General features: G+C 66.4%; 26 protein-coding genes. 14 read left to right on the plus strand and 12 right to left on the minus strand.

All coding sequences use genetic code 11. The features are described from left to right. Positions 1-327: 327 nt before the first annotated feature. Positions 328-1,527, minus strand: coding sequence for a tyrosine--tRNA ligase (gene tyrS, locus EC839_RS21975; protein WP_007162613.1), 1,200 nt, complete (start codon positions 1,525-1,527; stop codon positions 328-330). Between the two features lie 167 nt (positions 1,528-1,694). Here tyrS and EC839_RS21980 point away from each other — a divergent pair, with 167 nt between their 5' ends. Both EC839_RS21980 and EC839_RS21985 read left to right on the plus strand, forming a co-directional pair. Further along, complete coding sequence (locus EC839_RS21980; RefSeq protein ID WP_039976379.1) at positions 1,695-3,131, plus strand: peptidoglycan DD-metalloendopeptidase family protein; 1,437 nt, start codon at positions 1,695-1,697, stop codon at positions 3,129-3,131. A gap of 1 nt (position 3,132) precedes the next feature. Further along, positions 3,133-4,218 (plus strand): anhydro-N-acetylmuramic acid kinase, encoded by a 1,086-nt coding sequence (locus EC839_RS21985; protein ID WP_007162615.1) that lies wholly within the window; start codon positions 3,133-3,135, stop codon positions 4,216-4,218. A gap of 30 nt (positions 4,219-4,248) precedes the next feature. Here the strand turns inward: EC839_RS21985 and erpA are convergent, their stop codons facing one another. Next, positions 4,249-4,599: an iron-sulfur cluster insertion protein ErpA gene (gene erpA, locus EC839_RS21990; RefSeq protein ID WP_007162616.1), complete on the minus strand. Its 351-nt coding sequence runs from the start codon at positions 4,597-4,599 to the stop codon at positions 4,249-4,251. Positions 4,600-4,786: 187 nt separating this feature from the next. Here erpA and hemJ point away from each other — a divergent pair, with 187 nt between their 5' ends. The 4 genes from hemJ to coq7 all read left to right on the plus strand — a co-directional run bounded on the left by hemJ (position 4,787) and on the right by coq7 (position 7,160). Next, the gene (gene hemJ / locus EC839_RS21995; protein WP_007162617.1) at positions 4,787-5,212 is read left to right on the plus strand and encodes a protoporphyrinogen oxidase HemJ; all 426 of its coding nucleotides are present in this window, start codon (positions 4,787-4,789) and stop codon (positions 5,210-5,212) included. Between the two features lie 48 nt (positions 5,213-5,260). After that, on the plus strand, positions 5,261-6,049 hold the full coding sequence (locus tag EC839_RS22000; protein ID WP_007162618.1) for an SDR family oxidoreductase: 789 nt from the start codon (positions 5,261-5,263) through the stop codon (positions 6,047-6,049). Between the two features lie 81 nt (positions 6,050-6,130). Next, entirely contained in the window at positions 6,131-6,472 is a 342-nt protein-coding gene (locus tag EC839_RS22005) for a histidine triad nucleotide-binding protein (RefSeq protein ID WP_007162619.1), read from the plus strand. Positions 6,473-6,512: 40 nt separating this feature from the next. Further along, positions 6,513-7,160: a 2-polyprenyl-3-methyl-6-methoxy-1,4-benzoquinone monooxygenase gene (gene coq7 / locus EC839_RS22010; RefSeq protein ID WP_007162620.1), complete on the plus strand. Its 648-nt coding sequence runs from the start codon at positions 6,513-6,515 to the stop codon at positions 7,158-7,160. A 60-nt stretch (positions 7,161-7,220) separates the two neighbouring features. On the opposite strand, the gene pcaG is transcribed toward coq7, so the two are convergent. From pcaG to pcaQ, 3 genes are all read right to left on the minus strand, one after another. Continuing rightward, complete coding sequence (gene pcaG / locus EC839_RS22015) at positions 7,221-7,832, minus strand: protocatechuate 3,4-dioxygenase subunit alpha (RefSeq protein WP_007162621.1); 612 nt, start codon at positions 7,830-7,832, stop codon at positions 7,221-7,223. A gap of 10 nt (positions 7,833-7,842) precedes the next feature. Next, positions 7,843-8,568 carry a protocatechuate 3,4-dioxygenase subunit beta gene (pcaH, locus tag EC839_RS22020; protein WP_007162622.1) on the minus strand — a complete coding sequence of 242 codons (726 nt, stop codon included), beginning with the start codon at positions 8,566-8,568 and terminating at the stop codon, positions 7,843-7,845. 100 nt (positions 8,569-8,668) lie between these two features. Beyond that, positions 8,669-9,592, minus strand: a complete 924-nt coding sequence (gene pcaQ / locus EC839_RS22025) for a pca operon transcription factor PcaQ (protein WP_007162623.1) — start codon at positions 9,590-9,592, stop codon at positions 8,669-8,671. Between the two features lie 116 nt (positions 9,593-9,708). Here pcaQ and EC839_RS22030 point away from each other — a divergent pair, with 116 nt between their 5' ends. The 5 genes from EC839_RS22030 to EC839_RS22050 all read left to right on the plus strand — a co-directional run bounded on the left by EC839_RS22030 (position 9,709) and on the right by EC839_RS22050 (position 13,038). Continuing rightward, the gene (locus EC839_RS22030; RefSeq protein ID WP_007162624.1) at positions 9,709-10,401 is read left to right on the plus strand and encodes a TetR family transcriptional regulator; all 693 of its coding nucleotides are present in this window, start codon (positions 9,709-9,711) and stop codon (positions 10,399-10,401) included. 97 nt (positions 10,402-10,498) lie between these two features. Further along, entirely contained in the window at positions 10,499-10,999 is a 501-nt protein-coding gene (ureE, locus tag EC839_RS22035; RefSeq protein WP_132833160.1) for an urease accessory protein UreE, read from the plus strand. Beyond that, on the plus strand, positions 10,996-11,667 hold the full coding sequence (locus EC839_RS22040; RefSeq protein WP_007162626.1) for an urease accessory protein UreF: 672 nt from the start codon (positions 10,996-10,998) through the stop codon (positions 11,665-11,667). The genes ureE and EC839_RS22040 overlap by 4 nt, the downstream gene beginning before the upstream one ends. An 11-nt stretch (positions 11,668-11,678) precedes the next feature. Beyond that, on the plus strand, positions 11,679-12,293 hold the full coding sequence (ureG, locus tag EC839_RS22045) for an urease accessory protein UreG (protein WP_007162627.1): 615 nt from the start codon (positions 11,679-11,681) through the stop codon (positions 12,291-12,293). A 172-nt stretch (positions 12,294-12,465) separates the two neighbouring features. Then, entirely contained in the window at positions 12,466-13,038 is a 573-nt protein-coding gene (locus EC839_RS22050) for a HupE/UreJ family protein (protein ID WP_007162628.1), read from the plus strand. A 30-nt stretch (positions 13,039-13,068) separates the two neighbouring features. Here EC839_RS22050 and EC839_RS22055 read toward each other — a convergent pair whose 3' ends face one another. Beyond that, on the minus strand, positions 13,069-14,442 hold the full coding sequence (locus EC839_RS22055; protein ID WP_132833161.1) for a metallophosphoesterase: 1,374 nt from the start codon (positions 14,440-14,442) through the stop codon (positions 13,069-13,071). Positions 14,443-14,452: 10 nt separating this feature from the next. After that, positions 14,453-16,081 carry a glycosyltransferase family 39 protein gene (locus EC839_RS22060; RefSeq protein ID WP_007162630.1) on the minus strand — a complete coding sequence of 543 codons (1,629 nt, stop codon included), beginning with the start codon at positions 16,079-16,081 and terminating at the stop codon, positions 14,453-14,455. Positions 16,082-16,338: 257 nt separating this feature from the next. Between EC839_RS22060 and EC839_RS22065 the strand changes: the two genes are divergently transcribed. From EC839_RS22065 to EC839_RS22075, 3 genes are all read left to right on the plus strand, one after another. Then, positions 16,339-16,866 (plus strand): DUF3455 domain-containing protein, encoded by a 528-nt coding sequence (locus EC839_RS22065; protein ID WP_007162631.1) that lies wholly within the window; start codon positions 16,339-16,341, stop codon positions 16,864-16,866. 83 nt (positions 16,867-16,949) lie between these two features. Beyond that, positions 16,950-17,477: a sigma-70 family RNA polymerase sigma factor gene (locus tag EC839_RS22070; RefSeq protein ID WP_007162632.1), complete on the plus strand. Its 528-nt coding sequence runs from the start codon at positions 16,950-16,952 to the stop codon at positions 17,475-17,477. Next, positions 17,474-18,184 carry an anti-sigma factor domain-containing protein gene (locus EC839_RS22075; RefSeq protein WP_007162633.1) on the plus strand — a complete coding sequence of 237 codons (711 nt, stop codon included), beginning with the start codon at positions 17,474-17,476 and terminating at the stop codon, positions 18,182-18,184. Before EC839_RS22070 ends, EC839_RS22075 begins: the two co-directional genes overlap by 4 nt. A gap of 9 nt (positions 18,185-18,193) precedes the next feature. Here the strand turns inward: EC839_RS22075 and EC839_RS22080 are convergent, their stop codons facing one another. The 5 genes from EC839_RS22080 to livM form a co-directional block, all read right to left on the minus strand. After that, positions 18,194-18,952, minus strand: a complete 759-nt coding sequence (locus tag EC839_RS22080) for an SDR family oxidoreductase (RefSeq protein WP_007162634.1) — start codon at positions 18,950-18,952, stop codon at positions 18,194-18,196. Positions 18,953-19,202: 250 nt separating this feature from the next. Next, entirely contained in the window at positions 19,203-20,924 is a 1,722-nt protein-coding gene (locus EC839_RS22085) for an aconitase X (RefSeq protein ID WP_007162635.1), read from the minus strand. A gap of 2 nt (positions 20,925-20,926) precedes the next feature. Further along, positions 20,927-21,643 carry an ABC transporter ATP-binding protein gene (locus EC839_RS22090; protein ID WP_007162636.1) on the minus strand — a complete coding sequence of 239 codons (717 nt, stop codon included), beginning with the start codon at positions 21,641-21,643 and terminating at the stop codon, positions 20,927-20,929. Continuing rightward, the gene (locus EC839_RS22095; protein WP_007162637.1) at positions 21,640-22,515 is read right to left on the minus strand and encodes an ABC transporter ATP-binding protein; all 876 of its coding nucleotides are present in this window, start codon (positions 22,513-22,515) and stop codon (positions 21,640-21,642) included. Before EC839_RS22095 ends, EC839_RS22090 begins: the two co-directional genes overlap by 4 nt. Continuing rightward, positions 22,512-23,792 carry a high-affinity branched-chain amino acid ABC transporter permease LivM gene (livM, locus tag EC839_RS22100; protein ID WP_007162638.1) on the minus strand — a complete coding sequence of 427 codons (1,281 nt, stop codon included), beginning with the start codon at positions 23,790-23,792 and terminating at the stop codon, positions 22,512-22,514. The genes EC839_RS22095 and livM overlap by 4 nt, the downstream gene beginning before the upstream one ends. Between the last annotated feature and the right edge of the window lies 1 nt (position 23,793).

Consider the following 23,793-nt stretch of genomic DNA (forward strand, 5'->3'; position numbering starts at 1 on the left):
AACCGAGGCGCGCATTCTACGCTGTCCTCACATCCTGTCAAGCGTTGATTTGAACTTTTTCGTTTCAACTCAACCACTTGCGCTTGCCTGACCGGCCTAACCAATCTCGGCAGCGGGAGGCGAATCCTACAGCATCCTCAGACGCTGTCAACCCCCTCCGCTTCATTTCGCTGTCACCCTAAGGTGAGAGCCAAATGGCGAAGAATCCCTGGACCCCTCGCCCGACTCAGACCTAAGTGCTTGATTTTCAAGCCGCTTCAGCGTCTGCGCCGGAAGTGGGGCGCATTATAGGGAAGTTTCAGGACAGGTCAACAGGTTATTTCAAATTTATTGCTGACGGACGCTGATGCGGGCGAAAGCCTTCTTGCCGGCCTGACATATATAGGTACGGCCGATCTCGAACAGGAAGCCGCGATCGACCACCTCGCCATCCACCTTGACGCTACCCGCCGCCAGCAGATCGCGAGCTGCTGCAGCGTTCTTCACCAGTCCAGCCTTGTTGAGGACGGCAGCGACCGGCAGCGCCGCGTCGGTTTCCAGCTCGACTTCCGGCAGGTCTTCCGGCAGCTCGCCATCCTTCATGCGGTTGCCCGCGGAACGGTGGGCGGTCTGAGCGGCTTCTTCCCCGTGGAAGCGTGCCACGATCTCTTCGGCCAGCTTGATCTTGATGTCGCGGGGATTGGCGCCCTGCGCAACGTCGCTGCGGAACTGGGCGATCTCTTCCAGGCTGCGGAAGCTGAGCAGCTCGAAGTAACGCCACATGAGGGTGTCGGGAATGGACACCAGCTTGTTGTACATGACGCCGGGCGCTTCCTGGATGCCGACATAGTTGCCCAGGGACTTGGACATCTTCTTCACGCCATCCAGACCTTCCAGCAGCGGCATGGTGAGAATGCACTGGGCTTCCTGGCCATAGGCGCGCTGGAGTTCGCGCCCCATGAGCAGGTTGAATTTCTGGTCGGTACCGCCCAGCTCGACATCGGCGCGCAGGGCGACGGAGTCATAGCCCTGGACCAGGGGATAGAGGAACTCGTGGATGGCGATGGGCTGGTTGCCGGCGTACCTCTTGTTGAAGTCGTCGCGCTCGAGCATGCGCGCCACGGTGTACTGGGAAGAGAGGCGAATGAAGTCGGCCGGCGACAGCTGATCCATCCAGGTGGCATTGAAGGCCACTTCGGTACGGGCCGGATCGAGGATCTTGAACACCTGGGCCTTGTAGGTCTCGGCATTCTCCAGCACCTGCTCGCGGGTCAGCGGCGGGCGGGTGGCGCTCTTGCCACTGGGATCGCCGATCATGCCGGTGAAGTCGCCGATCAGGAAGATGACCTGGTGGCCCAGCTCCTGGAACTGGCGCAGCTTGTTGATCAGCACGGTGTGGCCGAGGTGCAGATCCGGAGCGGTCGGATCGAAGCCTGCCTTGATGCGCAGCGGGGTGCCGCGCTCCAGTTTTGTTACAAGCTCTGACTCGACAAGCAGCTCATCTGCTCCACGCTTGATGACCGCCAGCTGCTCCTGGACCGTTTTCATGGGGGCTTCGCCTCTGAATTTCGAAAGCGTGAACCTTATCAAGATGCCCCTAGTAGCCGCCAGCCGGCACGTCGGATCGCTGCCCCAAAGGGTTGTGACAGCCAGATTTTGATTATATTTTAGGCAGTTATTCACTTCTTTTAACGTCAGATCATCACTTTAGCTAAATGACGAAGCCAATCCCCAAAAGTCCGTTCTACCCCAAAAGCCACCTCGTGGCCGCCAGCGGGGTGGCCGCACTCTTGAGTCTGGCCTTGCTCGTGTTTCCCTCTCAGCAGGTCGAGGCGAAACGCACTTCCATCAATCTGGATGTTGAACAGGACGCCCGGCGCGTCGTGCAGGGTCAGGATGACCTGAAGGAGCAAGTGCTCGCAGATACTCAAGCCGCGGACACCCAGTCCCCCTCCCCCTTTGCCCAGGTCGCCCCGGAGCAGACGGAAGCTCAGACCGCCGAGGAAGCGCCCGCCGAAGAAGAGGTCGCTGCCGCGGAGCGTGTCGAGCCGCAGTGGAAGACCGAAACCGTGCGCAAGGGCGACACCCTCTCGACGCTGTTCGAGCGGGCTGGCCTGGCCGCTGCCGTGGTGCACGAGGTGCTGGCCAGCAGCAAGGAAGCCAAGAAGCTGACTCGCCTGCGGGTGGGCCAGAAGATCGAATTCCAGCGTGACCATGCCGGCGACCTGCTGGCAGTGCGCACCAAGCTCACCGCGTTGCAGACCCTGTCGCTGGTCAAGTCCGACCAGGGCTACGAGGTCGAGCACAAGACCGTTACCCCGGACATCCGCAAGGCCTATGCCCAGGGCCGGATCAGCAGTTCGCTGTTCGCCTCGGCGCAGAAGGCCGGACTGTCCCATGACATGACCATGGCGCTGGCCACCATCTTCGGCTACGACATCGACTTCGCGCTGGACATCCAGGAAGGCGACGAATTCGAGGTGGTCTACGAGGACAAGGTGGTCAATGGCAAGCACGTCGGCTACGGCAACATCCTGGCCGCCCGCTTCGTCAACAAGGGCAAGGCCTACACGGCCGTGCGCTACACCGCCAAGAACGGCACCACCAACTACTACACGGCGGAAGGCGGCAGCATGCGCAAGGCCTTCATCCGTACCCCGGTGGAGTTCTCGCGGATCAGCTCGCGCTTCACCATGGGTCGTTTCCACCCGGTGCTGAACAAGATGCGTGCGCACAAGGGCGTGGACTATGCCGCGCCCACCGGTACGCCGATCCATGCCACCGGCGATGGCAAGATCGCCAAGGCCGGGCGCGAGAATGGCTACGGCAACGTGGTGATGATCCAGCACGGCAAGACCTACACCACGGTCTATGGCCACATGAGCCGGATCGCCAAGGGCATGCAGGCCGGCGCCTCGGTGAAACAGGGCCAGGTGATCGGCTACGTGGGCATGACGGGCCTGGCGACCGGTCCGCACCTGCACTACGAATTCCGCATCAACGGCAATCACGTCGACCCGCTCGGGGTGAAACTGCCGATGGCCGATCCCATCGCCAAGAACGAGATCTCGCGCTTCCTGGCCCAGAGCCAGCCGCTCATGGCCCGCATGGACCAGGAGCGGGCGTCGCTGCTCGCGATGAACAAGCGCTGAGATGGAGCGCTACTTGGGGGTGATGTCCGGCACCAGTCTGGATGGACTGGATATCGCCCTGATCGAACAGGACGAGCGGACCCGTTTCGTCGCCGCCCTGGGCGTACCCATGCCGGACGCGCTCCGCCGCGAACTGCTGGCGCTGTGCGCGCCCGGCGACAACGAGATCGAGCGCATCGCCCGGGCCGAACAGGCCTGGGTCGGCCTGGCCGCCCAGGGTATCGCCGAACTGCTGGCCCAGCAGGGGCTGACGCCCGCGGATATCCGTGCCGTGGGTAGCCATGGCCAGACCATCCGCCATCTGCCGGCGCAGGGCTACACCCTGCAGATCGGCGATGCCGCCCTGCTGGCCGAACTGACCGGCATCGATGTCATCGCCGACTTCCGCCGTCGCGACCTGGCCGCCGGAGGCCAGGGCGCGCCCCTGGTTCCGGCCTTCCATGCCGATCTCTTCGGCCTGGACCGCCCGCGCGCGGTGCTCAATATCGGCGGCTTCAGCAACGTGACCTTGCTGGCGCCGGGTCTGCCGGTGCGAGGCTTCGATTGCGGACCGGGCAATGTGCTGCTGGATGCCTGGATCCACCACAGCCAGGGGCGGCTCTTCGACGCCGATGGCGCCTGGGCGGCGCAGGGACAGGTCGTGCCGGCGCTGCTGCAGGGGCTGCTGAGCGATCCCTTCTTCGTGAAAAGCGGACCGAAGAGCACCGGGCGCGAGCATTTCAACCTGCCCTGGCTGCAAGCGCATCTGGCCCAGCATGAGGCGCTGGCTCCGGCCGATGTTCAGGCCACCCTGGCCGAATTGAGCGCCTGCAGCATCGCCAACAGCATCCTGGTGGCCCAGGCGGTGGACGAGGTGCTGGTCTGTGGCGGCGGGGCGCACAACCGGGATCTGATGGCGCGTCTGGCGCGGTTACTGGCGCCGGCCGAGGTGCAGAGCACCACAGCCTATGACGTCTCGCCGGACTGGATGGAAGCCATGGCCTTTGCCTGGCTAGCCCAGCGTTTCTGCGAGCGCCTGCCCGGCAACTGCCCGGAAGTCACCGGCGCCCGCGGCTTCCGCGTGCTGGGTGCGCTCTATCCGCACTAGCCCGCTCGCCGAGCCTGAGGGGCTGCCAGGTCAGATGGAGAAGGACTGACCGCAGCCGCAGGTGGTGGCGGCGTTGGGGTTCTTGATGACGAAGCGCGAACCTTCCAGGCCTTCCTGGTAGTCCACCTCGGCGCCGGCCAGGTACTGGAAGCTCATGGGATCCACCACCAGGTGCACGCCATCACGCTCGATGACGGTGTCGTCGTCGGCGGAATCTTCATCGAAGGTGAAGCCGTACTGGAAGCCCGAGCAGCCGCCACCCGTGACGAAGACGCGCAGCTTCAGGCGGGGATTGCCCTCTTCCTCGATCAGGTTCTTCACCTTGCTGGCCGCGCCCAGGGTGAACTGCAGGGGGGTCGGGGTGAAGGTTTCAATGGTCATTGCCGTAGTCTCCCGGCTTGCGCCGAACACAATTCAGTCAGGAAATTATCCGCTTGACCTAGCAAAAGGGTCAACTATTGCACGACCACGGGAGCCTGGCCGAGATGACCGGAGTGAATGACTTGCCGGCAGCGCCACTCTAATATCGCGCCGCCCGATGACGCCGATTGATAAGGAGAACGCCCCGATGCTCTATCTTTGGTTGAAAGCCTTCCACCTGATTGCTCTGGTCTGCTGGTTCGCCGGCCTGTTCTATCTGCCGCGCCTGTTCGTCTATCACGCCCAGAGCAGCGACGCCGTGAGCCACGAGCGCTTCTGCCTGATGGAGCGCAAGCTGTACCGCGGGATCATGCTGCCGGCGATGATCCTGACGCTGGTGTTCGGCATCGGCCTGCTGGTGATCAACCCGAGCTGGCTGACCCAGGGCTGGATGCACACCAAGCTGGCGCTGGTGGTGGTGCTGATCGGCTATCACCATGTCTGCGGCGCCATGCGCAAGAGATTCGAGCGCGGCGAGAACAAGCGCAGCCATGTGTTCTATCGCTGGTTCAACGAGGTACCGGTCCTGGTGCTCATCGCCATCGTTATCCTGGTGGTGGTCAAACCCTACTAGGTAGGCGGTGGATCCGCCGGCGACCGGCGTTTTCCTGGAGAAAGCAGTATGCAGCGTTATGCCCTGGTAACCGGTGCCTCGTGCGGGATCGGTCTGGCCCTGGCCGAGGCCCTGGCGCGGCGGGGTCAGCCGCTGATCCTGCTGGCGCGGCGCAAGGACAAGCTGGAGAGCATCGCCGCCGAACTGGCCCAGCGCTTCGACGTGGAGGTGCTGTACCGGGTCTGCGACCTGGCGGAGCCGCTGCACCTGACCGGTCTGCTGCACGAACTGGAGCAGAGCGAGAGAGCCATCGGCCTGCTGGTCAACTGCGCCGGGATCGGTAGCGGCGGGGACTTTCTCGCCGCCGACTGGCCGCGGGTGCAGGAGCAGTTGGAGCTGAACATCCTGGCGCTCACCCGCCTGTGCCATGCCCTGGGCCAACACATGGCGATCCAGGGGGGCGGCCAGATCCTCAACGTCGCCTCGACCGCGGCCTTCCAGCCCATTCCCTACATGAGCAGCTATGCGGCGACCAAGGCCTATGTGCTGCACTTCTCCGAGGGCCTGCGCGAGGAACTCAAGAAGCGGGGGGTGTCGGTGTCGGTGCTTTGCCCCGGCCCGACCCGTACCGCCTTTTTCAAGAACGCCGGGCTGCACACCGGGCGCATGGAGCAGGGCAAGCTGCTGATGTCCGCCGAAGAGGTGGCCCTGGCTGCGGTGCACGGACTGGAAAGACGCCAGGCGGTGATCGTCCCCGGCTGGCGCAATCGCCTGGGCAGTCTGCTGCCCCGCTTCTTTCCGCGCGCCCTGGTGCGTTCGGCCGCGGTGCGGATCGGCAAACTCTTTCAGCCCGCGTAAGGGTGATCCCGCCGGCGGCACCTGACCCCGGGCGGCAGCCGCTGGTACACTCGGGGTCTATTCAGCCAGCAGGAGATCGACGTGGATTGTCTGTTCTGCAAGATCGTCGCCGGGGACATTCCGGCCCAGGTGCTCTACGAGGACGATCAGGTCATGGCCTTCCATGACATCGCCCCGCAGGCGCCCGTGCACTTCCTGGTCATCCCCAAGAAGCACATCGCGACGCTGCACGACCTCAGCGAGGCCGATGACAAGCAGCTCGCCGGCCATATCCTCTTCACCGCTCAGCGTCTGGCGCAGGAGCAGGGTTGCGAGGAAGGCTTCCGCGTGGCGATGAATTGCAACGCCCTGGGTGGCCAGACGGTCTATCACATCCATATGCATGTGCTGGGCAAGCGGCAGATGACTTGGCCTCCGGGCTGAGCCACACCCTGTCCTCCCTTCGCCCGCCAAGGAGATCACCTTGAGATCCAAGCGCCTCTACTCCCCCCTCGATCGACTGCTGATCCAGGCGGATACCGCCTTGCGTACCCTTACGCCCTTCAGCGGCGCTCCCACCCGCAGCTCGCCGGCCATTCCGCTCAAGGACGCCGAGCTGAGCGACGAGGAACGCCGTCATGCGGCCGGCCTCATGCGCATCAACCACACCGGCGAGGTCTGCGCCCAGGCGCTGTACCAGGGTCAGGCGCTGACCGCCAAGTTGCCGGAAGTGCGCGAAGAAATGGAGAAGGCGGCCGACGAAGAGATCGATCACCTGGCCTGGTGCGAGCAGCGCATCCGCGCCCTGGGTGAGCGTCCGAGCCTGCTCAATCCGCTGTTCTATGGCCTCTCCTTCGGGATCGGCGCCGGTGCCGGCCTGATCAGCGATCGCCTGAGCCTGGGCTTCGTCGCGGCTACCGAGGATCAGGTCTGCCGCCATCTGGACGAGCACCTGGACAAGCTGCCGGCAGCAGACGCCAAGTCCCGCGCGGTGCTGGAACAGATGCGCAGCGACGAAGAGCAGCACGCCGAGCACGCCCTGGCGGCCGGTGGCTGGCGCTTCCCCGCGCCGGTCAAATACGGCATGAGCCTGGTGTCCAAGGTGATGACCAAGACCACCTACCGCATCTGACCTGCGGCTGGCGCCCACGAAAAAGCCCTGCCTCGGCAGGGCTTTTTGCTGTTCGGACGACTAGATGTCGAAGAAGACCGTTTCCTGCGGGCCCTGCAGATGGATGTCGAAGCGATAGGCCAGGCGGCCATCTATCTCGCAGCGACGCGCCAGCAGGGTGGCCCGGCGCTCCGGCTCCGGCAGGTTGTAGACCGGGCAGCGGGCGTTGGCTTCGGCTTCATCGTCGAAGTAGAGGCGGGTCTGCAGGTGGATGTTGATGCCGCGGGCGAACAGGGTGACGTTGATGTGCGGCGCCATCGGCTGGCCGCGCTGGTCCTGGACCTGACCGGGCTTGACGGTGTGCAGCGTCCAGTCGCCGGCATCGAAGGTGGTGGCGGTGCGACCGAAGCCGTTGAAGGCCTTTTCCACGTCATAGACCGGATCGTATTGGCCCTGGTGATCGGCCTGCCAGAACTCCAGGAAGGAATCACGCACTAGGTTGCCGTTGCCGTCGAACACCTGGCCGGTGAGCAGGATGTGCTCGCCGGGGGCGCCGGGCTTGGCCAGCTGGTTCCAGATCTCGACCTCGCGGGTGGGGTTGCCGGCGGCGGCCAGGGCCAGGCCGATGTGCACATAGGGGCCGGCAGTCTGGGAGGGGGTTTCCGGCAGCAGGTCATGGCGGTTGGGGGTCATGTCGGCGTCCTCAGTGGTGTTCGAAGAACGTCTGCCGCGCGCCGCGGGTGACGATGTCGAAGCGATAGGCCAGGCAGTCCATGGGATTGGCCATGCTCATGTCCAGGCGGGCGATCAGGGTCTGGACGGCATCGGGATCGGCGATGGACTTGACGATGGGGCACAGCGGGATCAGCGGATCGCCCTCGAAGTAGAGCTGGGTGATCAGCCGGGTGGCGATGGCCGGCCCCATGACCGAGACGTGGATGTGCGCCGGGCGCCAGTCGTTGCTGCCGTTGCGCCAGGGATAGGGACCCGGGCGGACGGTACGGAAGACATAGTTGCCCTGGCTGTCGGTACGGGTGCGGCCGACGCCGCCGAAGTTGGGATCGAGCGGTGCCAGGTAGACGTCGTTCTTGTGCCGATAGCGACCGCCGGCATTGGCCTGCCAGATCTCCACCAGGGAATTGGGTACCGGCTTGCCGAATTGGTCCCGCAGGGTGCCGAACAGGATGATGCGTTCGCCCTGGGGCAACTGGCCGGTGCCGAAGTTGAGCAGCAGGTCGTTGTCGTGCGGCCCCAGCGGCAGCCGCGAGAAGTCGGGGCCACTGCGCTCGGAAGCCGTCTGATGCTGCAGGCTGACCAGCGCCTGGCGCGGCGAGCGGGGAATCGAGGATTTGTAGGCGGGCGTATAAGCCTGGGGATGCCAGGTGCGATCACGGGCGACGTAGCGAACGTCGTGGGGCTTGTTATGCATTGGAATGCTCCACGGAAGGATCGGGGCCAAGAGCTGGCCGATCCCAGTGTGGCCCAGGGCGCCGCCTGGCTGAATTGAAAGCTGCGCCCTTCCCCATAACCTAATGGTTAAGTGTCAACTCGCCGGCTACCTCGCGCAGGACGTCGCAGAATCTCTGGGTGGCCAGCGACAGAGGTACGCTGCCATTGCGGCAGATGCCGACCGACCCCCCGGCTTCGCGCACGCCAAGCTCCACCTCCACCAGTTCGCCGCTGGCCAGGTCGCGGCGCACCGCATCCAGCGGGGCGATCCACAGGGCCTCGCTCTGGCGGACGTACTGGCGGCTGAGGGTCGGCGACAGGGTTTCCAGCCGTTGCGGACTGAGGGGAATGCCGCACTGGACGAAGAGACTCTCGGCGTGGCGGCGGATGGTGGTCCCGGGCAAGGGCAGCACCAGGGGATAGCGCGCCAGGGTCGCCAGGTCCGCCGGCAGCGCCTGGCTCAGCGGATGTCCCGGGCGCACCACCAGGGTCAGGGCCTCGGTATAGAGATGTTCGAAGTCGAGGCCATGGATGTCCGGGCTGTCGGTCATGCGGCCGACCACCAGATCCAGGTCGCCGACGCGCAATTGCCCGAGCAGGTAGGCGCTGGGACCGGTGGCGACGTTGACGATCAGCTGGCGATGACGCTCATGCAGGCGCGCCAGTACCTCGGGCAGCACCTGGCTTTCCACCGTCGACAGCACCCCGACCCGCACCAGGCCGCCGGCCTCGCCACCGCGCACCAGTTGCATGCCCTCGCGCAGAGCCTGGACGCAGGGACCGGCGTGGCGCAGGAACAGCAGGCCCGCCTCGGTCAGGGTCACCTCACCCTTGCCGCGCTCGAACAGGCGCACCTCGAGGATCTCCTCGAGTTCGCGGATGGTCTTGGAGATGGCCGGCTGGGACACGGCGATGGCATCGGCGGCCTTGGCGAAGCTGCGCTGCTGGGCGATCTCCAGAAAGCACAGCAGGTGGCGAAACTTGATACGGTTGTCGAGATTCATGACGCTCTCAAGGCAAGGCACGGGCCAGAGACTACCACCCGGCGGTCATGGAAAACCCTTGGAGTCAGCAGGGGCATCCTTTGCTACAGTGCCGCCTTGTCTTCCGAGATCTCTCCATGTCGATCCGTGCCCAGCAGAAGCTGCAAACGCGCCAGGCGCTGCTGGAATCGGCACGCCTGCTGATGAACAGCGGCCGCGGCTTCGGCAGCCTCAGCCTGCGCGAGGTGAGTCGCCAGGCGGGGATCGTGCCAGCGGGTTTCTATCGCCACTTCGCCGACATGGAGAGCTTTGGCCTGGCGCTGGTGGCCGAGGTGGGCGACACCTTTCGCGACGCCCTGCGCCAGGTGCGTCATCACGAGTTGCAGCAGCGCGGCATGATCGAGGCCTCGGTAGAGATCTTTCTTGGCGCCGTGAGCGACAACCGCGATCAATTCCTCTTTCTCGCCCGCGAGCAATACGGCGGCTCCCTGGCCGTGCGCCAGGCCATCGCCGAGTTGCGCCAGCGCATCACCCAGGACCTGGCCCGTGACCTGCTCGCCCTGGGTCGGCTGCCCCACCTGAATCCGTCGCAGATCGATGTGCTGGCTGACCTGGTGGTGAAAACGGTGTTCGCGACCCTGCCGGAGCTGATCGATCTTCCCCCCCTGACCACACCGCCGCCGCTGTGGCCGGCGGCGAAGATGGTGCAGCAACTCAAGCTGATCCTGATCGGCAGCAAGCATTGGCGGCGCGGCGAGCGCGCAAACGCCCCAAAAGAGGGCGTCGCCTTGCTAGCCGATGAAATGGCGCACCAAATAAGAGCGACCTGAACGCCAGGTCAACTCATAGCGCCCCAGAACCAGGCGACTTGCGCGCCTTGGCAGGCCCCTTGCTGTAGAGCTGGGCAAAACTGCCAAGAGTCCTGCCATGCTGGTCGTCCAAAGCCGCTGCGCGCCCCGGGATACCTGGGACGCCGAACTCCACCTCACCTACGACGCCCGCAGCAAGAGTCGCCTGAGAGCCACCACCAGCGCCGGCGAAGACGTCGGTCTGTTTCTCGAACGCGGCCAACCGCCGCTGGCCGATGGCGACTGTCTCGAAGCCCGCGATGGCCGCATCGTGCGGGTCGTCGCCGGCCCGGAAAAGCTGTTGCACGTGACCTGCGTCAGCGCCTTCGAACTGACCCGCGCCGCCTATCACCTGGGCAATCGCCACGTCGCCCTGCAGATCGGCGACGGCTGGCTGCGCCTGCTGGACGACTATGTGCTCAAGGCCATGCTGGAGCAGCTGGGCGCCCGGGTCAGCGAGATCGAGGCCGGCTTCCAGCCCGAGCACGGTGCCTACGGCGGCGGCCACCATCACTCGCACCATGGCGAGGAAGGCTTCAACTACGCACCCAAGCTGCACCACTTCGGCGTGCGCACGTGAATTCGCCCTTCGCGCTGCTGCGCCTGGCCAGTCCCCAGTTGCCGATTGGCGGCTACAGCTATTCCCAGGGACTGGAACTGGCCATCGACAGCGGCCTGATCCGCAGCGCGGCGGAGGCCGAGGTCTGGCTGCGCGACAATCTCGAACTCAATCTGGCGCGCTTCGAAGCGCCGCTGCTGCTGGCCCATTGCCAAGCCGCCGCGGCGGGCGACTGGACGCGCCTGAGCGAGCTGGCCGACCACCATCGCGCCAGTCGTGAGACCGCGGAATTCCAGCTGGAAAGTCGCCAGACCGGCTATTCCCTGGCGCAGCTGCTGCTCGGCCTGCCGGAGCTGGATGACAGCAGCCGCCGCCTGCTCGGCGAACTGGCCCCGACCTTCGCCCTCGGCTGGGCACTGGCTGCCCGCGCCTGGGCGATCGCACCGCGAGCGGCGCTGGACGCCTGGCTGTGGACCTGGCTGGAAAATCAGCTGGCGGTGCTGATGAAAACGCTGCCGCTGGGCCAGCAAGCGGCCCAGCGCCTCACCTCCCTTCTGCTGCCGACCCTGACCGCCGTGGCCGAGCAGGCCGCTGCCCTGCCCGAAGCGAGCTGGGGCGGCGCCCCCTTCGGCCTGGCCCTCAGCAGCATGGCCCACGAGCGGCAGTACAGCCGCCTGTTCCGTTCCTAGGAGATCCCCTGATGACTACTCAACCCCTGCGCGTCGGTATCGGCGGACCGGTCGGCTCCGGCAAGACCGCCCTCACCCTGGCCCTCTGCCGCGCCCTGCGCGAGCGCTACAACCTGGCGGTGGTGACCAACGACATCTACACCCGCGAAGACGCCGATTTCCTGGTGCGCAACGAGGCCCTGGCGCCCGAGCGCATCCTGGGCGTGGAGACCGGTGGCTGTCCGCACACCGCCATCCGCGAAGACGCCTCCATCAACCTGGAAGCGGTGGACCAGCTCAACCGGCGCTTTCCCGGCCTGGACCTGATCCTGGTGGAATCTGGCGGCGACAACCTGTCCGCCACCTTCAGCCCGGAGTTGTCCGACCTGACCCTCTATGTCATCGACGTCTCGGCCGGCGACAAGCTGCCGCGCAAGGGTGGCCCCGGTATCTGCAAGTCGGATCTGCTGGTGATCAACAAGATCGACCTGGCCGAGCAGGTCGGTGCCTCCCTGGAGGTGATGGATCGCGACACCCGCAAGATGCGCGGCGACAAGCCTTTCGTCTTCAGCAACCAGAAGACCGGTCTGGGGTTGGAAGAGATCATCGCCTTCATCGAGAAGCAGGGTCTGCTGACCGCCGCCTAGGAACCTGCTCACGACCTCGCGAGCTAGAGCCAAACAAGGCGAAAAGGCCTGAGGAAGCGGAGTTTACAAATGGTAAATGAGCATTCCGAAGGACTTTTCAACGCCGTTTGGCCGACGCGCAGCAGGTCGTGAACAGGTTCTGAGTCCAGGAATTTATCCCCAAGGAGCCCCCATGAAACACGCCAAGATCCTCGCCACCGCCGCCCTGCTGCTCGCCCCGGCCCTGGCCTTCGCCCATCCAGGTCATGCCGAGAACGGCCTGGCCGCCGGGGTGCTGCACCCCCTGACCGGTCTCGACCACCTGCTGGCCATGCTCGCCGTGGGACTCTGGGCCGCCCAGCAGCAGGGCAAGGCACGCCTGGCGCTGCCCTGCACCTTTGTCGGCACCATGCTGATCGGCGGCCTGCTGGGCTTCGCCGGGCTGGAGCTGCCCTTGCTGGAGACCGGCATCGCCGCTTCGGTACTCGCCCTGGGTCTGCTGGTGGCCCTGGCCGCCCGTCCGCCGGTGGCCGCCGCCGTCGGCCTGACCGCCGCCTTCGCCCTGTTCCATGGCGTGGCCCATGGTCTGGAATTGCCGGAAATGGGCAATCCCTGGGCCTATGCCGCCGGTTTCGTCGCCGCCACCGCCACCCTGCATGCTCTGGGCTATGCCGTGGTGCGCTACCTGCCCCAGGCGGCCACGCCGCTGGTGCGACTCGCCGGCGTCGCCACCGCCGTGGCCGGGGGCTGGCTGCTCGCCGCCTGATCTTTCAGAGCCTGCCCAAAGGCTCGCGAGCTAGAGACAAACAAGGCGAAACTGGCTGAGGAAGCGGAATTTACAAATAGTAAATGAGCATTCCGAAGCCATTTTCAACGCCGTTTGGCCGACGCGCAGCAGCCTTTGAGCAGGCTCCCAGACGATCCCCAGCTGCTGGCGCATTCTCGCCAGCACGCCCTCTTCCGCCACCGCCGGCAGTTGCGCGGTATAGCCGCCAAAGCCGGCGAAGCGTGTGGCGAAATCCACCTCGAGCACGAATCTGTTGTCGAACTGCGGCGACGCCAGGGGGGCCAGCACCTCGGCCGTATAGGTGTCGCGCGGATCGCTGCCCAGCCGCACCGGCAGGTCGCCGCTCTGCTGGCGATAGGCGACCCAGGGCGAATAGGTGAAGGCCTCCAGTCGGCCCCGCGCCAGGTCCAGCTCCAATAGGCGCAGCAGGCCGTTGCCGCCGGCGTATTCGGTCTGGTAGTTGATCAGCAGGAGATCCACCGGATGGCCCAGGTCATTGGTCATCCGCAGATGACCGCTGCCGTGGTTGTGGCCGTTGAGGGTGAGGAAGATCTGGTCGTTGCGGCGGATCAGCCGATTCCACAACCGTACTCCGGTGTCGTTGCGCCGGGTGGAAAGCACCGGCTGGCCGTTCACCAGGTCGACGATGTTGTGCGAGGCCAGGATGGTCGGCAGGTGCGGATAGCGATCCAGCATGCCCTGGGCCCAGTCCAGACTCTGGTCCGAGGGGCACCAGTCCAGGGTCAGCAGCAGGAAGCCCTGCCCCAGCGCCGAGAACCGATGGGCCTCGTTGAGACCGGTGACGTCGCGTTCGATGAAGGTGGCCTGGCGCGCCGCCCGCTCGCGGCCGAAATACTGGGTGAAGAGTTCGCGACCGTCACGCAGGCGGTCCTCGGTGTAGAGCTCGACGACATCATGGTCGCCGGTCATGACGCTGTAGGGCACCCCGGCCTGTTCAAGGCGTGCCATGGCGTGGCTGGCCAGGGCCCACTCGCCGCGCTGCTCGGCGTTTTCCACCAGATCGCCCAGGTGCACCACGAACGGCAGGTTCAGCGCTGCGGCGTTGTGCGCCAGCCAATGGGTCTGGGCATGAAAGGCCAGCGCCGGCGGATAGCCCAGGTGGCCATAGCGCTCCACCCGCCGGCCGTTGGGTTGCATCTCGTGGTTGTTCTCACTGTAGTACTGGGTATCGGGGAGGACGCCGAGCACGAAGCTGCTGCGCGACGGCAGCGGCGCCAGAGGAGCGAGGGCATGCCGCTCGAACCAGTGGGCGCGGTGTTCCGGCAGGCCGTAGCGCTGGGTCGGCTTGCAGGCGGCCAGCAGCGGCAGACCGGCCAGCGCCAGGCACAACCGGCGACGTTTGAAATCGGGCGAATCGGTCATCACAGCGGCCTCAGGGCAGGTAGTAGGCCTGCCAGCGATTGTCGTTGAAACGCCCTTCCAGCACCGGCTGGCGGCTGGCCAGCGGCGTGCCGGCCAGGGCCGCCTGGCTGTCCGCATCGAGCAGCACATAGGCGGGGCGGGTGACCTGGGCGAGCTGCCCTGCCTGGCCGATATCGATGAAGGTCGGCAGGGGCACGTCGTAGTCGAGATTCATCAGGTAGCGGAAGGCCTTGGTGTCCTGGCCCAGGCCAAAGAACACCAGTTGCCCCGGTTCACCCTGGCGCAGGCTTTCCAGGCGAGTGACGAAGGCGCGGGTGTCGTAGCGCAGCGCCTGCATCGGATCCAGCGCCAGCACCACCAGCAGCCATTGCGCCAGGGCCGCCGCGGCCAGGGGCATGCCCAGGCGGAAGGCCTCGCGCTCGCGCCAGGCGGCCACCAAGGCGAACAGCGCCAGGATGACGAAGGCGCCCAGCAGGAAACGCAGATCCAGCTCGGGCCACCAACCGGCGGCCTGCAGCCGGGGTTGCTGCAGCTTGACCAGCACCCCGAGCACCAGCGGAAAGATCACCAGCAACGGCAGGAACAGCCGCCGTACCCAGGCCAGGGCGCCCTGCCCCTGCAGCAGCACCCAGGCGCCGAGGGCGGCGCAGGCCGGAATGGCCGGCAGGATGTAATAGGGTTTCTTGAAGGTGGGAATCGACAGGGCCACCACGATCAGCGCAGCGAAGCCGGCCAGCTGGAGCAGCAGGCGACTGTCCGCCTGCTCATGGCGCAGCCGCCAGTGGTGTCTCAGCGTCGGCAGGGCCAGCAGCGCCAGGGGAAAGGCCGGGGCGTAGCGGTAGAGGCCGAGCTGCAGGAAGTACCACCAGGGATAGCCGGCACCGTCGGTGTCGTCCAGCCGCCCGGAGACCTGCATGCGGACCACGTCTTCGACGAAGGGCATACCACCGGTGTGCCAAGCCAGGCCGAACAGCAGGGCGCAGCACAGCGCCAGTACCACGGCGCCGACCAGGCCGTAGCCGAAGCTACGCCGCCAGTCGCCCTGCACCAGCCAGTAGACGCAGACCACGCCACAGGGCTCGATCAGGCCCAGCGGCCCGCGCACGGCGAAGCCGGCAGCCATGCACAGGAACACCAGGCCGCGCCGCCAGGACAGGCCACGCTGGTCGGCGCTCCACAGCAGATAGAAGCAGCCCAGTGCCGCCAGGGTGACGAATTGATCGAGGCAGATGGAGCGGGCCTTGGCCAGGAAGCCATTGGTGAGCAGCAGCACCAGCACCGCCAGCAGGCCCCAGGCGCGGGACCGCTCGGCCAGCAGGCGATAGAGCAGCCCGACGATGGCCGCCGAGGCCAGGGCGGTGGGAATCACCGTGGCCAGGCGATTGACCTCGCCGAACAGCTGGGCGAAGACGTCGATCAGCAGGGTGGAGGTGGCGGGATAGTCGGGGTAAGGCTGCCCGTAGCTGGTCGGGAAGGCGCTGGCCCCATGGCGAAACATCTCCTGGGCGAAGAGTGCGAAGCGGCCGTCGAAGCCGATGAAGGGCTGCTCCCACAGCCCCAGGGTGAACAGCGGCACCGCCAGCAGACACAGCGCCAGACTTTCGAGGCGCAGGCGCGCCGGACTCGGGATGGACGACACGCGGCAGGACTCCGGCAGGCTGGGAAGGACGGGCTCGCGACCCGGCGCCACTATCGCCGAACAACCTTAGGGATCGCTGAAACCAGGCTGACGGCAGGCTGACAGAAGCCGCAGGACAGAGCGGTTCGGCCGCGAGGCGGTGGCGACTATGCCGCTGAATTGAAAATTTTTCATGACAGCTGCATCCAAGGCGCCGGCTGCCGGGTATAGCCCCTACAGTCCAGTCGACTGTGCCCCTCTCAATCCGGAGCAAGCGCATGAACAACACCTATAGCCGTTGCAGCATCCTGGCCCTCACTGCCCTGCTGAGCACCCCGCTGCTGGCGCAAGGCGAGTTGCCCGAGGCCGTCCGCGTCCCCGCCGGCAACAGCCTGATGCTGGAAACCGTGGGCAAGGGCACCATCGTCTACGAGTGCCGCGACAAGAAGGACATGCCCGGCCAGACCGAGTGGTTCTTTGTCGGTCCCAAGGCCGACCTGCATGATCGCCAGGGCAAGCAGGTGGGTCGCTACTACGGTCCGCCCGCTACCTGGGAAGCCAGCGACGGTTCCAAGGTGGTCGGCAAGCAACTGGCGATCGCCCCCGCCGGCAGCGGCAACCTGCCCTATCAGCTGGTGGAGGCCGCGCCCGCCGAGGGCAAGGGCGCCTTCCAGGGCACCACCTACATCCAGCGCACCGCGCTCAAGGGTGGCGTGGCGCCGGCCAAGGCCTGCACCTCGGCCAACAAGGGCGAACAGCAGACCGTGAATTACCAGGCTGACTATCTGTTCTGGAAGAAGGGCTGAGGTCCAGGGGACAGCCAGGAGCGGATCGGCTAGGCTCGGCTGATCCGGTCGCCACCCTGGCGTCCCCAGCCTGGCGCGCCCTCGTGACCGACCGCTCCCCTGATCCAGCCGCCCTGCTCGCCGCCTGTGCCCGGGGCGAGCGCGCCGCCCTGCAGCGGCTCTACCAGCACGAGGCGCCGCTGCTGCTGGGCATCGTCCTGCGCCTGGTGGGCGATCGCGGACTGGCCGAGGACATCCTCCACGACGCCTTTCTGCGCATCTGGCGCGGCGCCGCCGGATTCGCCCCGGAGCGCGGTACGGCCCGCGGCTGGATGTGCAGCATCGCGCGCAACCTGGCGCTCAACGCCCTGCGCGATCGCCAGCGCCTGGTGCCCCTGGCGGACGGGTGGGAACCCCTGGTCGAGTCAGCCGATCCGGCGCGAGAGGCCGACGGCCGTCGGCTGGAGGGCTGTCTGCAGAACCTGGAAGCGCCGCGGCGGGAGGCCATCCTGGCCGCCTACTTGGACGGCTGTTCCCATGGCGAGATCGCCCAGCGCCTGCAGGCACCGCTGGGCACGGTGAAGAGCTGGATCACGCGCGGCCTCAAGGCGCTCAGGGAGTGCATGACATGAACGGCGATACCCCCCTGCCCCCGGACGAAGAGCGCGAACGCCTGGCCGGCGAATACGTGCTCGGCACCCTGGACGCCAGGGAGCGCCGTCGCGTGGAGCTTGCACTGGCGACGGATGCCCGGCTGGCCGCCGCGGTGGCGCGCTGGGAGGCGCGACTGCAGCCGCTGGCCGAGCGGGTGCAGCCCGTCGAACCCGGCGCGAATCTGTGGCCGCGCATCGAGCGCAGTCTGGGTGAGGCCGACGCCAGGGCCACCACCCGGCGTGAGTCGCTGTGGCACCGCCTGGCACTCTGGCAGGGTCTGAGTGCGGCAGGACTGGCCGCCAGCCTGGTGCTTGGCGTGCTGTTGCTGATGCGTCCGGTCCCCACGCCAAGCTACCTGGTGGTGCTGGCCGCGCCCAGCGATCGGACGCCCGGCTGGGTGATCCAGACCGCCAGCGCCCATGACCTGCAGCTGATTCCCCTGGGGCGCGACGCCGTGCCGAGCGGCAAGACGCTGCAATTCTGGACCAAGGCCGATGCCTGGCAGGGTCCGGTATCCCTGGGTCTGGTCCAGCCCGGGCGCACCCTGCAGGTACCGCTGGACCGGCTGCCGCCGCTGGAAGCCAATCAGCTGTTCGAACTCACCCTGGAAGACCAGGGCGGCTCGCCCACCGGCCGACCCACCGGGCCGATCCAGTTCATCGGCCGGGCGGTCAAGGTGCTCTAGGCCGACGTCTCAGCTCTTGCGGTGGATGTTGAAATTGCTGAACGCCTGGCAGGTCGCCATCAGCTGGATGCGATTGATGTTGACGTGCTTGGGCTGGTTCAGCGTCCAGTGGATGGATTCGGCGATGTCGTCCGGGGTCAGGGGTTCGGTACCGGCATAGACGGCATCGGCCTTGGCCTGGTCGCCCCCGAAGCGCACCACCGAGAATTCGCTTTCGGACAGCCCCGGCTCGATGTTGGTCACCCGCACCCCGGTGCCCAGCAGGTCGGATCTCAGGCTCAGGCTGAATTGCTTGAGGAAGGCCTTGGTGGCGCCATAGACGTGGCTGCCCGGATAGGGATAGTCACCTGCCACCGAGCCCAGGTTGACGATGCCAGCACCGGCGCCATGGGCGATCAGCCGCGGCAACAGCAGGCGGGTGCAATAGAGCATGCCCTTGATGTTGGTATCGACCATGGTGTCCCAGTCGTCCAGGTCGCAGCTCTGGGCGGGCGTGTTGCCCAGCGCCAGACCGGCGTTGTTGACCAGGGCGCGCAGCTGGTTGAATTCTTCCGGCAGGCCGGCGACCGCGGCTTCCACGGCGGCGCGATCCTGAACGTCCAGCACCAGCGGCAGCACCTTGGCCTGGCCGGACAATTCTTCGGCCAGGGCGTGCAGGCGATCCTCGCGGCGACCGGTAATGACGATCGACCAGCCGTCCTTGGCGAAGCGGCGAGCGGTGGCGGCGCCGAAGCCGGAGGTGGCGCCGGTGATGAAGATCGAAGACATGAAAGATTCCTTCTGCGAGGGAGGTTGGCCGAGGCCCACGATAGCTCAGGGCCCGTGGTCAGGCGAATACCCAGATCGCCGCAAATCCAGCGGATCAGTTATAACGCCTTGGTATTGCAGGGTTTTCCGCGCACTGGCGAATTTTTGAACAGTTCTCGCCAGGCCAGGCCCCCTGGGCCTCACGCCCGGCTATGCCAAGCTTATCCACAGGACGATCCACGGAATTCCTGTACAGAACTCGGACCGGGCTTCAGGTGGATAAGTCCGCTGCCACGAGCCAAGCAGGCGGTTCGGCCGGCGCCAGTCCGGTGCAGGCTGCCTCGACACAGGCGACGAGGCCGGCGAAGCGCAGCTCGCGACCGGTGAGACCCGGGCCGTAGTGGGCGAACTTGCCGGAATTGGTCAGCAGGGTGCGGGCCTGAGGCGGCACCAGGGGCTCGCCGAGCATGCACCAGCAGGTGTCCCCGACCAGCTGGGCGCCGAAGGCTTCCAGTTCGGCCAGGCTGCCAGACCGTTCGGCCGCCGCGCGCACCTCGCGGCCCAAGGTGATCACCAGCGCCACCTCGGGGTGCCGCTGCCGCCCGCGACAGAGTTCGGCCAGGCGCTGGCACTCCTCGGCGGAGAAATGCGGATTGCCCAGGGCCACCAGCTGCACCTCGCGCGCGACGGCGCTGTCCAGTTCGGCCCAGGCCTGGCGCAGATCGGCCAGGCTGATGTCTTCGATCTCCAGCTCAGGTGCGGCCACCGCGGCCAGGGTCGGCGCCTCGGGCGTCACCCCGACCAGATGGAACAGCGGCGCCGCCGAGGTGGTGGCGAAGGCGGCGCCAAAGGCCTTGAGATCGTCGCGACTGGGCTGGCGGTTTTCCAACCCCAGCACCGCCGGAATCCGCGTGGGTGAACGCAGGCCGATCCAGTAGCCGAGCAGCGGATAGAAGGCCTCGTCATGGCCGTCGGGTACGCTGACCCGGAAGACCTTGGCCGCGCGGCGACCGCTGTCCAGGTGGCAGCCGGCCAGGGGCGCCCGCCCGGTCAGGGCGGTGCAGATATCGAGGAAGTCGGCGTACTTCTGGGTGCGCGCGCCCAGTACGCTGTTGGCGAAGACCACGGCATTGGATTCGGCCCAGACCACCTGCTCGCCCAGGCTCGGGGCGCTGTCCAGCAGATAGGGCGCGCAGGTAAAGGTGGGACGGCAGCCGAGGGCCACATAGGCCTCGGCCAGGGCACTGGCCGGCTCACCCAGCGCCGGCGCCACGCCCTGCTCGCGCCAGCGGCGTTGATCCACCGACACGGCGTTGAGACTGGTGGGCACCTGCACCCGACCGCCCCACTCCACCAGGCGCTGGGCGAAGGCCAGGCTGGCCGGGCCGGTGTAGATGCAGCCGTCGATATGGGCCTGGGTGATGTCGAGCAGCTCGCGGGCACCCTGCAGGTGCGCCATGCGCACCAGGATCTTCATCGCCGCCTGGACGGCCTGGCCCTCGGCGCCCGCCAGCTTGGCCTGGTCGGTCGCGCTCAGCTGCAGGTCGGCAGAGGCCTCGCTAGCGGTATCGGGAAAGAACTCTCCCGGCGCGCCGACCCAGCCATCCTTTACCGCGATCTCGTCCTGCTCGGCCAGGGCCGCGAAGGCCTCGGCGCCCAGGCTGACCACCGGCAGGGAGCGACCAAACAACTCCTCGGCAACGATGGCACCCAGGCTGAGGATCTCATCCGGCTCGGCCAGTACCAGCGCCGCCGGTCCGCGTCCCGCCAGCAACAGCTCCAGGAGCACGGCGCTGCCGGTGCAGGAGCCGCGTCCACTGGGGATGGCCAGGATGCGCCCGGCCAGCTCCAGGCCGTGCAGGGGATGGTGGCGATCGATCACCCGACCGCTGGCCGGATCGACGCCACCCCAGAAACTCAGGCCCAGGGGCGCCCAGGCCAGGCGTCCCCGGGCATGGCCCGCGACCAGACAGCGACCGCGGACCGCTGCCACCGCTAGTGGCCGCCCAGGTAGGCTTCGCGCACCTGGGGATTGGCCAGCAATTCCTGGCCACTGCCGCTCATGCGGATCTCGCCGGTGACCATCACATAGGCGCGGTCGGACAGGCGCAGGGCATGGTTGGCGTTCTGCTCCACCAGGAAGATGGTCATGCCACTCTGGGCCAGCTCGCGCAGGATCTGGAAGATCTGCTTCACCACGATGGGCGCCAGGCCCAGGCTGGGTTCGTCGAGCAGCAGCAGCTTGGGTCGCGCCATCAGCGCCCGGGCGATGGCCAGCATCTGCTGTTCGCCGCCGGACATGGTCATGGCGCGCTGGTTGCGACGCTCCTTGAGCCGCGGGAAGAGTTCGAACATGCGCTGCATGTCCTCGTCCACCCAGCGGGTGCCGATGGGAATGGTGCCCATCAGCAGATTCTCCTCGACCGTCATGTCGGGGAACACATGGCGCCCCTCCGGTGACTGGGCGATGCCGTTGGAGGCCACGTAGTGGGCGTTCTTGCGGGTGATGTCCTCGCCCCGGTAGAGGATCTGCCCGTTGCGCGCCTGGGGCTGGCTGAAGATGGACATCAGCAGGGTGGACTTGCCGGCGCCGTTGGAGCCGATCAGGCTCACCGTCTCGCCTTCGTTGATGGACAGGGAGACGCTCTTCAGCGCCTGGATCGGCCCGTAGAAGACGTCGACGTTGCGGAATTCCAGGATCGGCGTGGTCATGCCACCTCCTCTTCTTCGGCGCCGAGGTAGGCGGCGATGACCTTGGGATCGTTGCGGATATCGGCCGGCAGGCCGCGGGCGATGACCTGGCCATGGTCCAGCACCACGATGTGGTCGGAGATGTTCATCACCATGCCCATGTCGTGCTCGATCAGCACCACGGTGATGCGGTGCTGATCGCGCAGCAGGCGGATCATCCCGGCCAGCGCCTCGGTCTCGGCCGGGTTGAGGCCGGCGGCGGGTTCGTCCAGGCAGACGATCTCCGGACGGGTGCACATGGCGCGGGCGATTTCCAGGCGGCGCTGCTGGCCGTAGGAGAGTTCGCCGGCCAGGCGGTTGGCGTGATCCACCAGATCCACCACCTCGAGCCAGTAGAAAGCCGTGTCCAGCGCCTTTTCCTCGGCCCGGCGATAGCCGGGGGTGTTGAGGATGCCGGTGATGAGGTTGCGGTTGCACTGCATGTGCTGCGCCACCAGCAGGTTCTCCACCACCGACATCTCCTTGAAAAGGCGGATGTTCTGGAAGGTGCGGGCGAGACCGGCGCGATTCACCAGGTGGGTGCCGCCGAACATCTTGTACCAGAGCCGGCTGCCGAACTGCACCGGGTTGACGAAGTCGGTGGCCTGGAAGCGCTCGCCCATGATCTTGCCGACCCGGGTCGAACGACCGTCGGCGGTATCCAGGCGGATCTCGCCATCGGTGGCCTTGTAGAAGCCGGTCAGGCAGTTGAACACCGTGGTCTTGCCGGCCCCATTGGGGCCGATCAGCGCGGTGATGGAGTGCCGCTGGATATCGAAGGACACGTCCGAGAGGGCCTTGATACCCCCGAATCTCATGCCCAGACCGTTGACGGTCAGAATGTTGTCGCTCACGGCGCCACTCCCTTGCGAATCGCGAAGCCACTGCGGGCGATACGGATCAGGCCACGCGGCCGCCACATCATCATCACCACCATGAGCACGCCGAACACCAGCATGCGGATGTCGCCGAATTCGCGCAGCAGCTCGAACAGCAGGGTCATGACGAAGGCCGAGACCACCACCCCGACGGTGGAGCCCAGGCCGCCCAGCACCACGATGGCCAGCACCAGCACCGACTCGAAGAAGTTGAACGAGGCCGGGTTGATGAAGCCCTGGTAGGTGGCGAAGAACACCCCGGCCAGGCCCGCGGTGGAGGCACCGATCATGAAGGCGGAAAGCTTGACCAGCACATGGTTCAGACCCATGGCGCGGCAGGCGATCTCGTCTTCGCGCAGGGCTTCCCAGGCGCGGCCGACCGGCATGCGGGTCAGGCGGTGCTTGATGTAGAGCACCAGCAGCACCACCAGGAACAGCACGGTATAGATGAAGATCATCGTCGCGTTGGGGTTGTAGCTGATGCCCAGCAGCTCGTGGATGGGCACCCCGCCCTCCTTCGCCCGGCGGCCGAACTCGATGCCGAAGAAGGTCGGCGAGGGCGCGGCGATGCCGTTCGGGCCCTTGGTCACTTCCAGCCAGTTGTTGAGCACCAGGCGGATGATCTCGCCGAAGCCGAGGGTGACGATGGCCAGGTAGTCCCCGTGCATGCGCAAGACCGGGAAGCCCAGTATCGCCCCCGCCACCGCGGCCAGTACCGCGGCGAGCGGCAGCATGGTCCAGAAGCCCAGGCCGAGGTACTGGTAACCCAGCGCCAGGCCGTAGGCACCGATGGCATAGAAGCCGACGTAGCCGAGGTCGAGCAGACCGGCCAGGCCCACCACGATGTTCAGGCCCAGGCCCAGCAGCACGTAGATCAGGCAGAGGATGATCACCGTCAGCCAGTACTTGGTCGCCAGGAAGGGAAAGGCGATGGCCACCAGGATGACGATGGGCAGGATGAATCTCAGGTTGGACTTGTGCCCCGGCGGCAGCACATGGACACCGCCGTCGTTGCGCTTGAAGGACTCGATCCAGTCACGGCCCTTGGCGGTCTGGCCGAACAGGCTGAGCAGGAAGCGGCCGGCCATGACCACCGCGACCATGATGCCGACGCGGCCCGGCTCGAGGTTGTAGCCGTAGCCGTCGAGCACGATGCCGACGATGGGGCCGAACAGGATCAGCGAGACCAGACCCACCATGAGGGTGTCGCGCAGCACGACCTTGAGGTCGAAGGAGGAAGACGTCTGACTCATG

The sequence above is a fragment of the Pseudomonas sp. JUb52 genome (genome assembly GCF_004341115.1).
Classification (GTDB): Bacteria; Pseudomonadota; Gammaproteobacteria; order Pseudomonadales; family Pseudomonadaceae; genus Chryseomonas; species Chryseomonas oryzihabitans.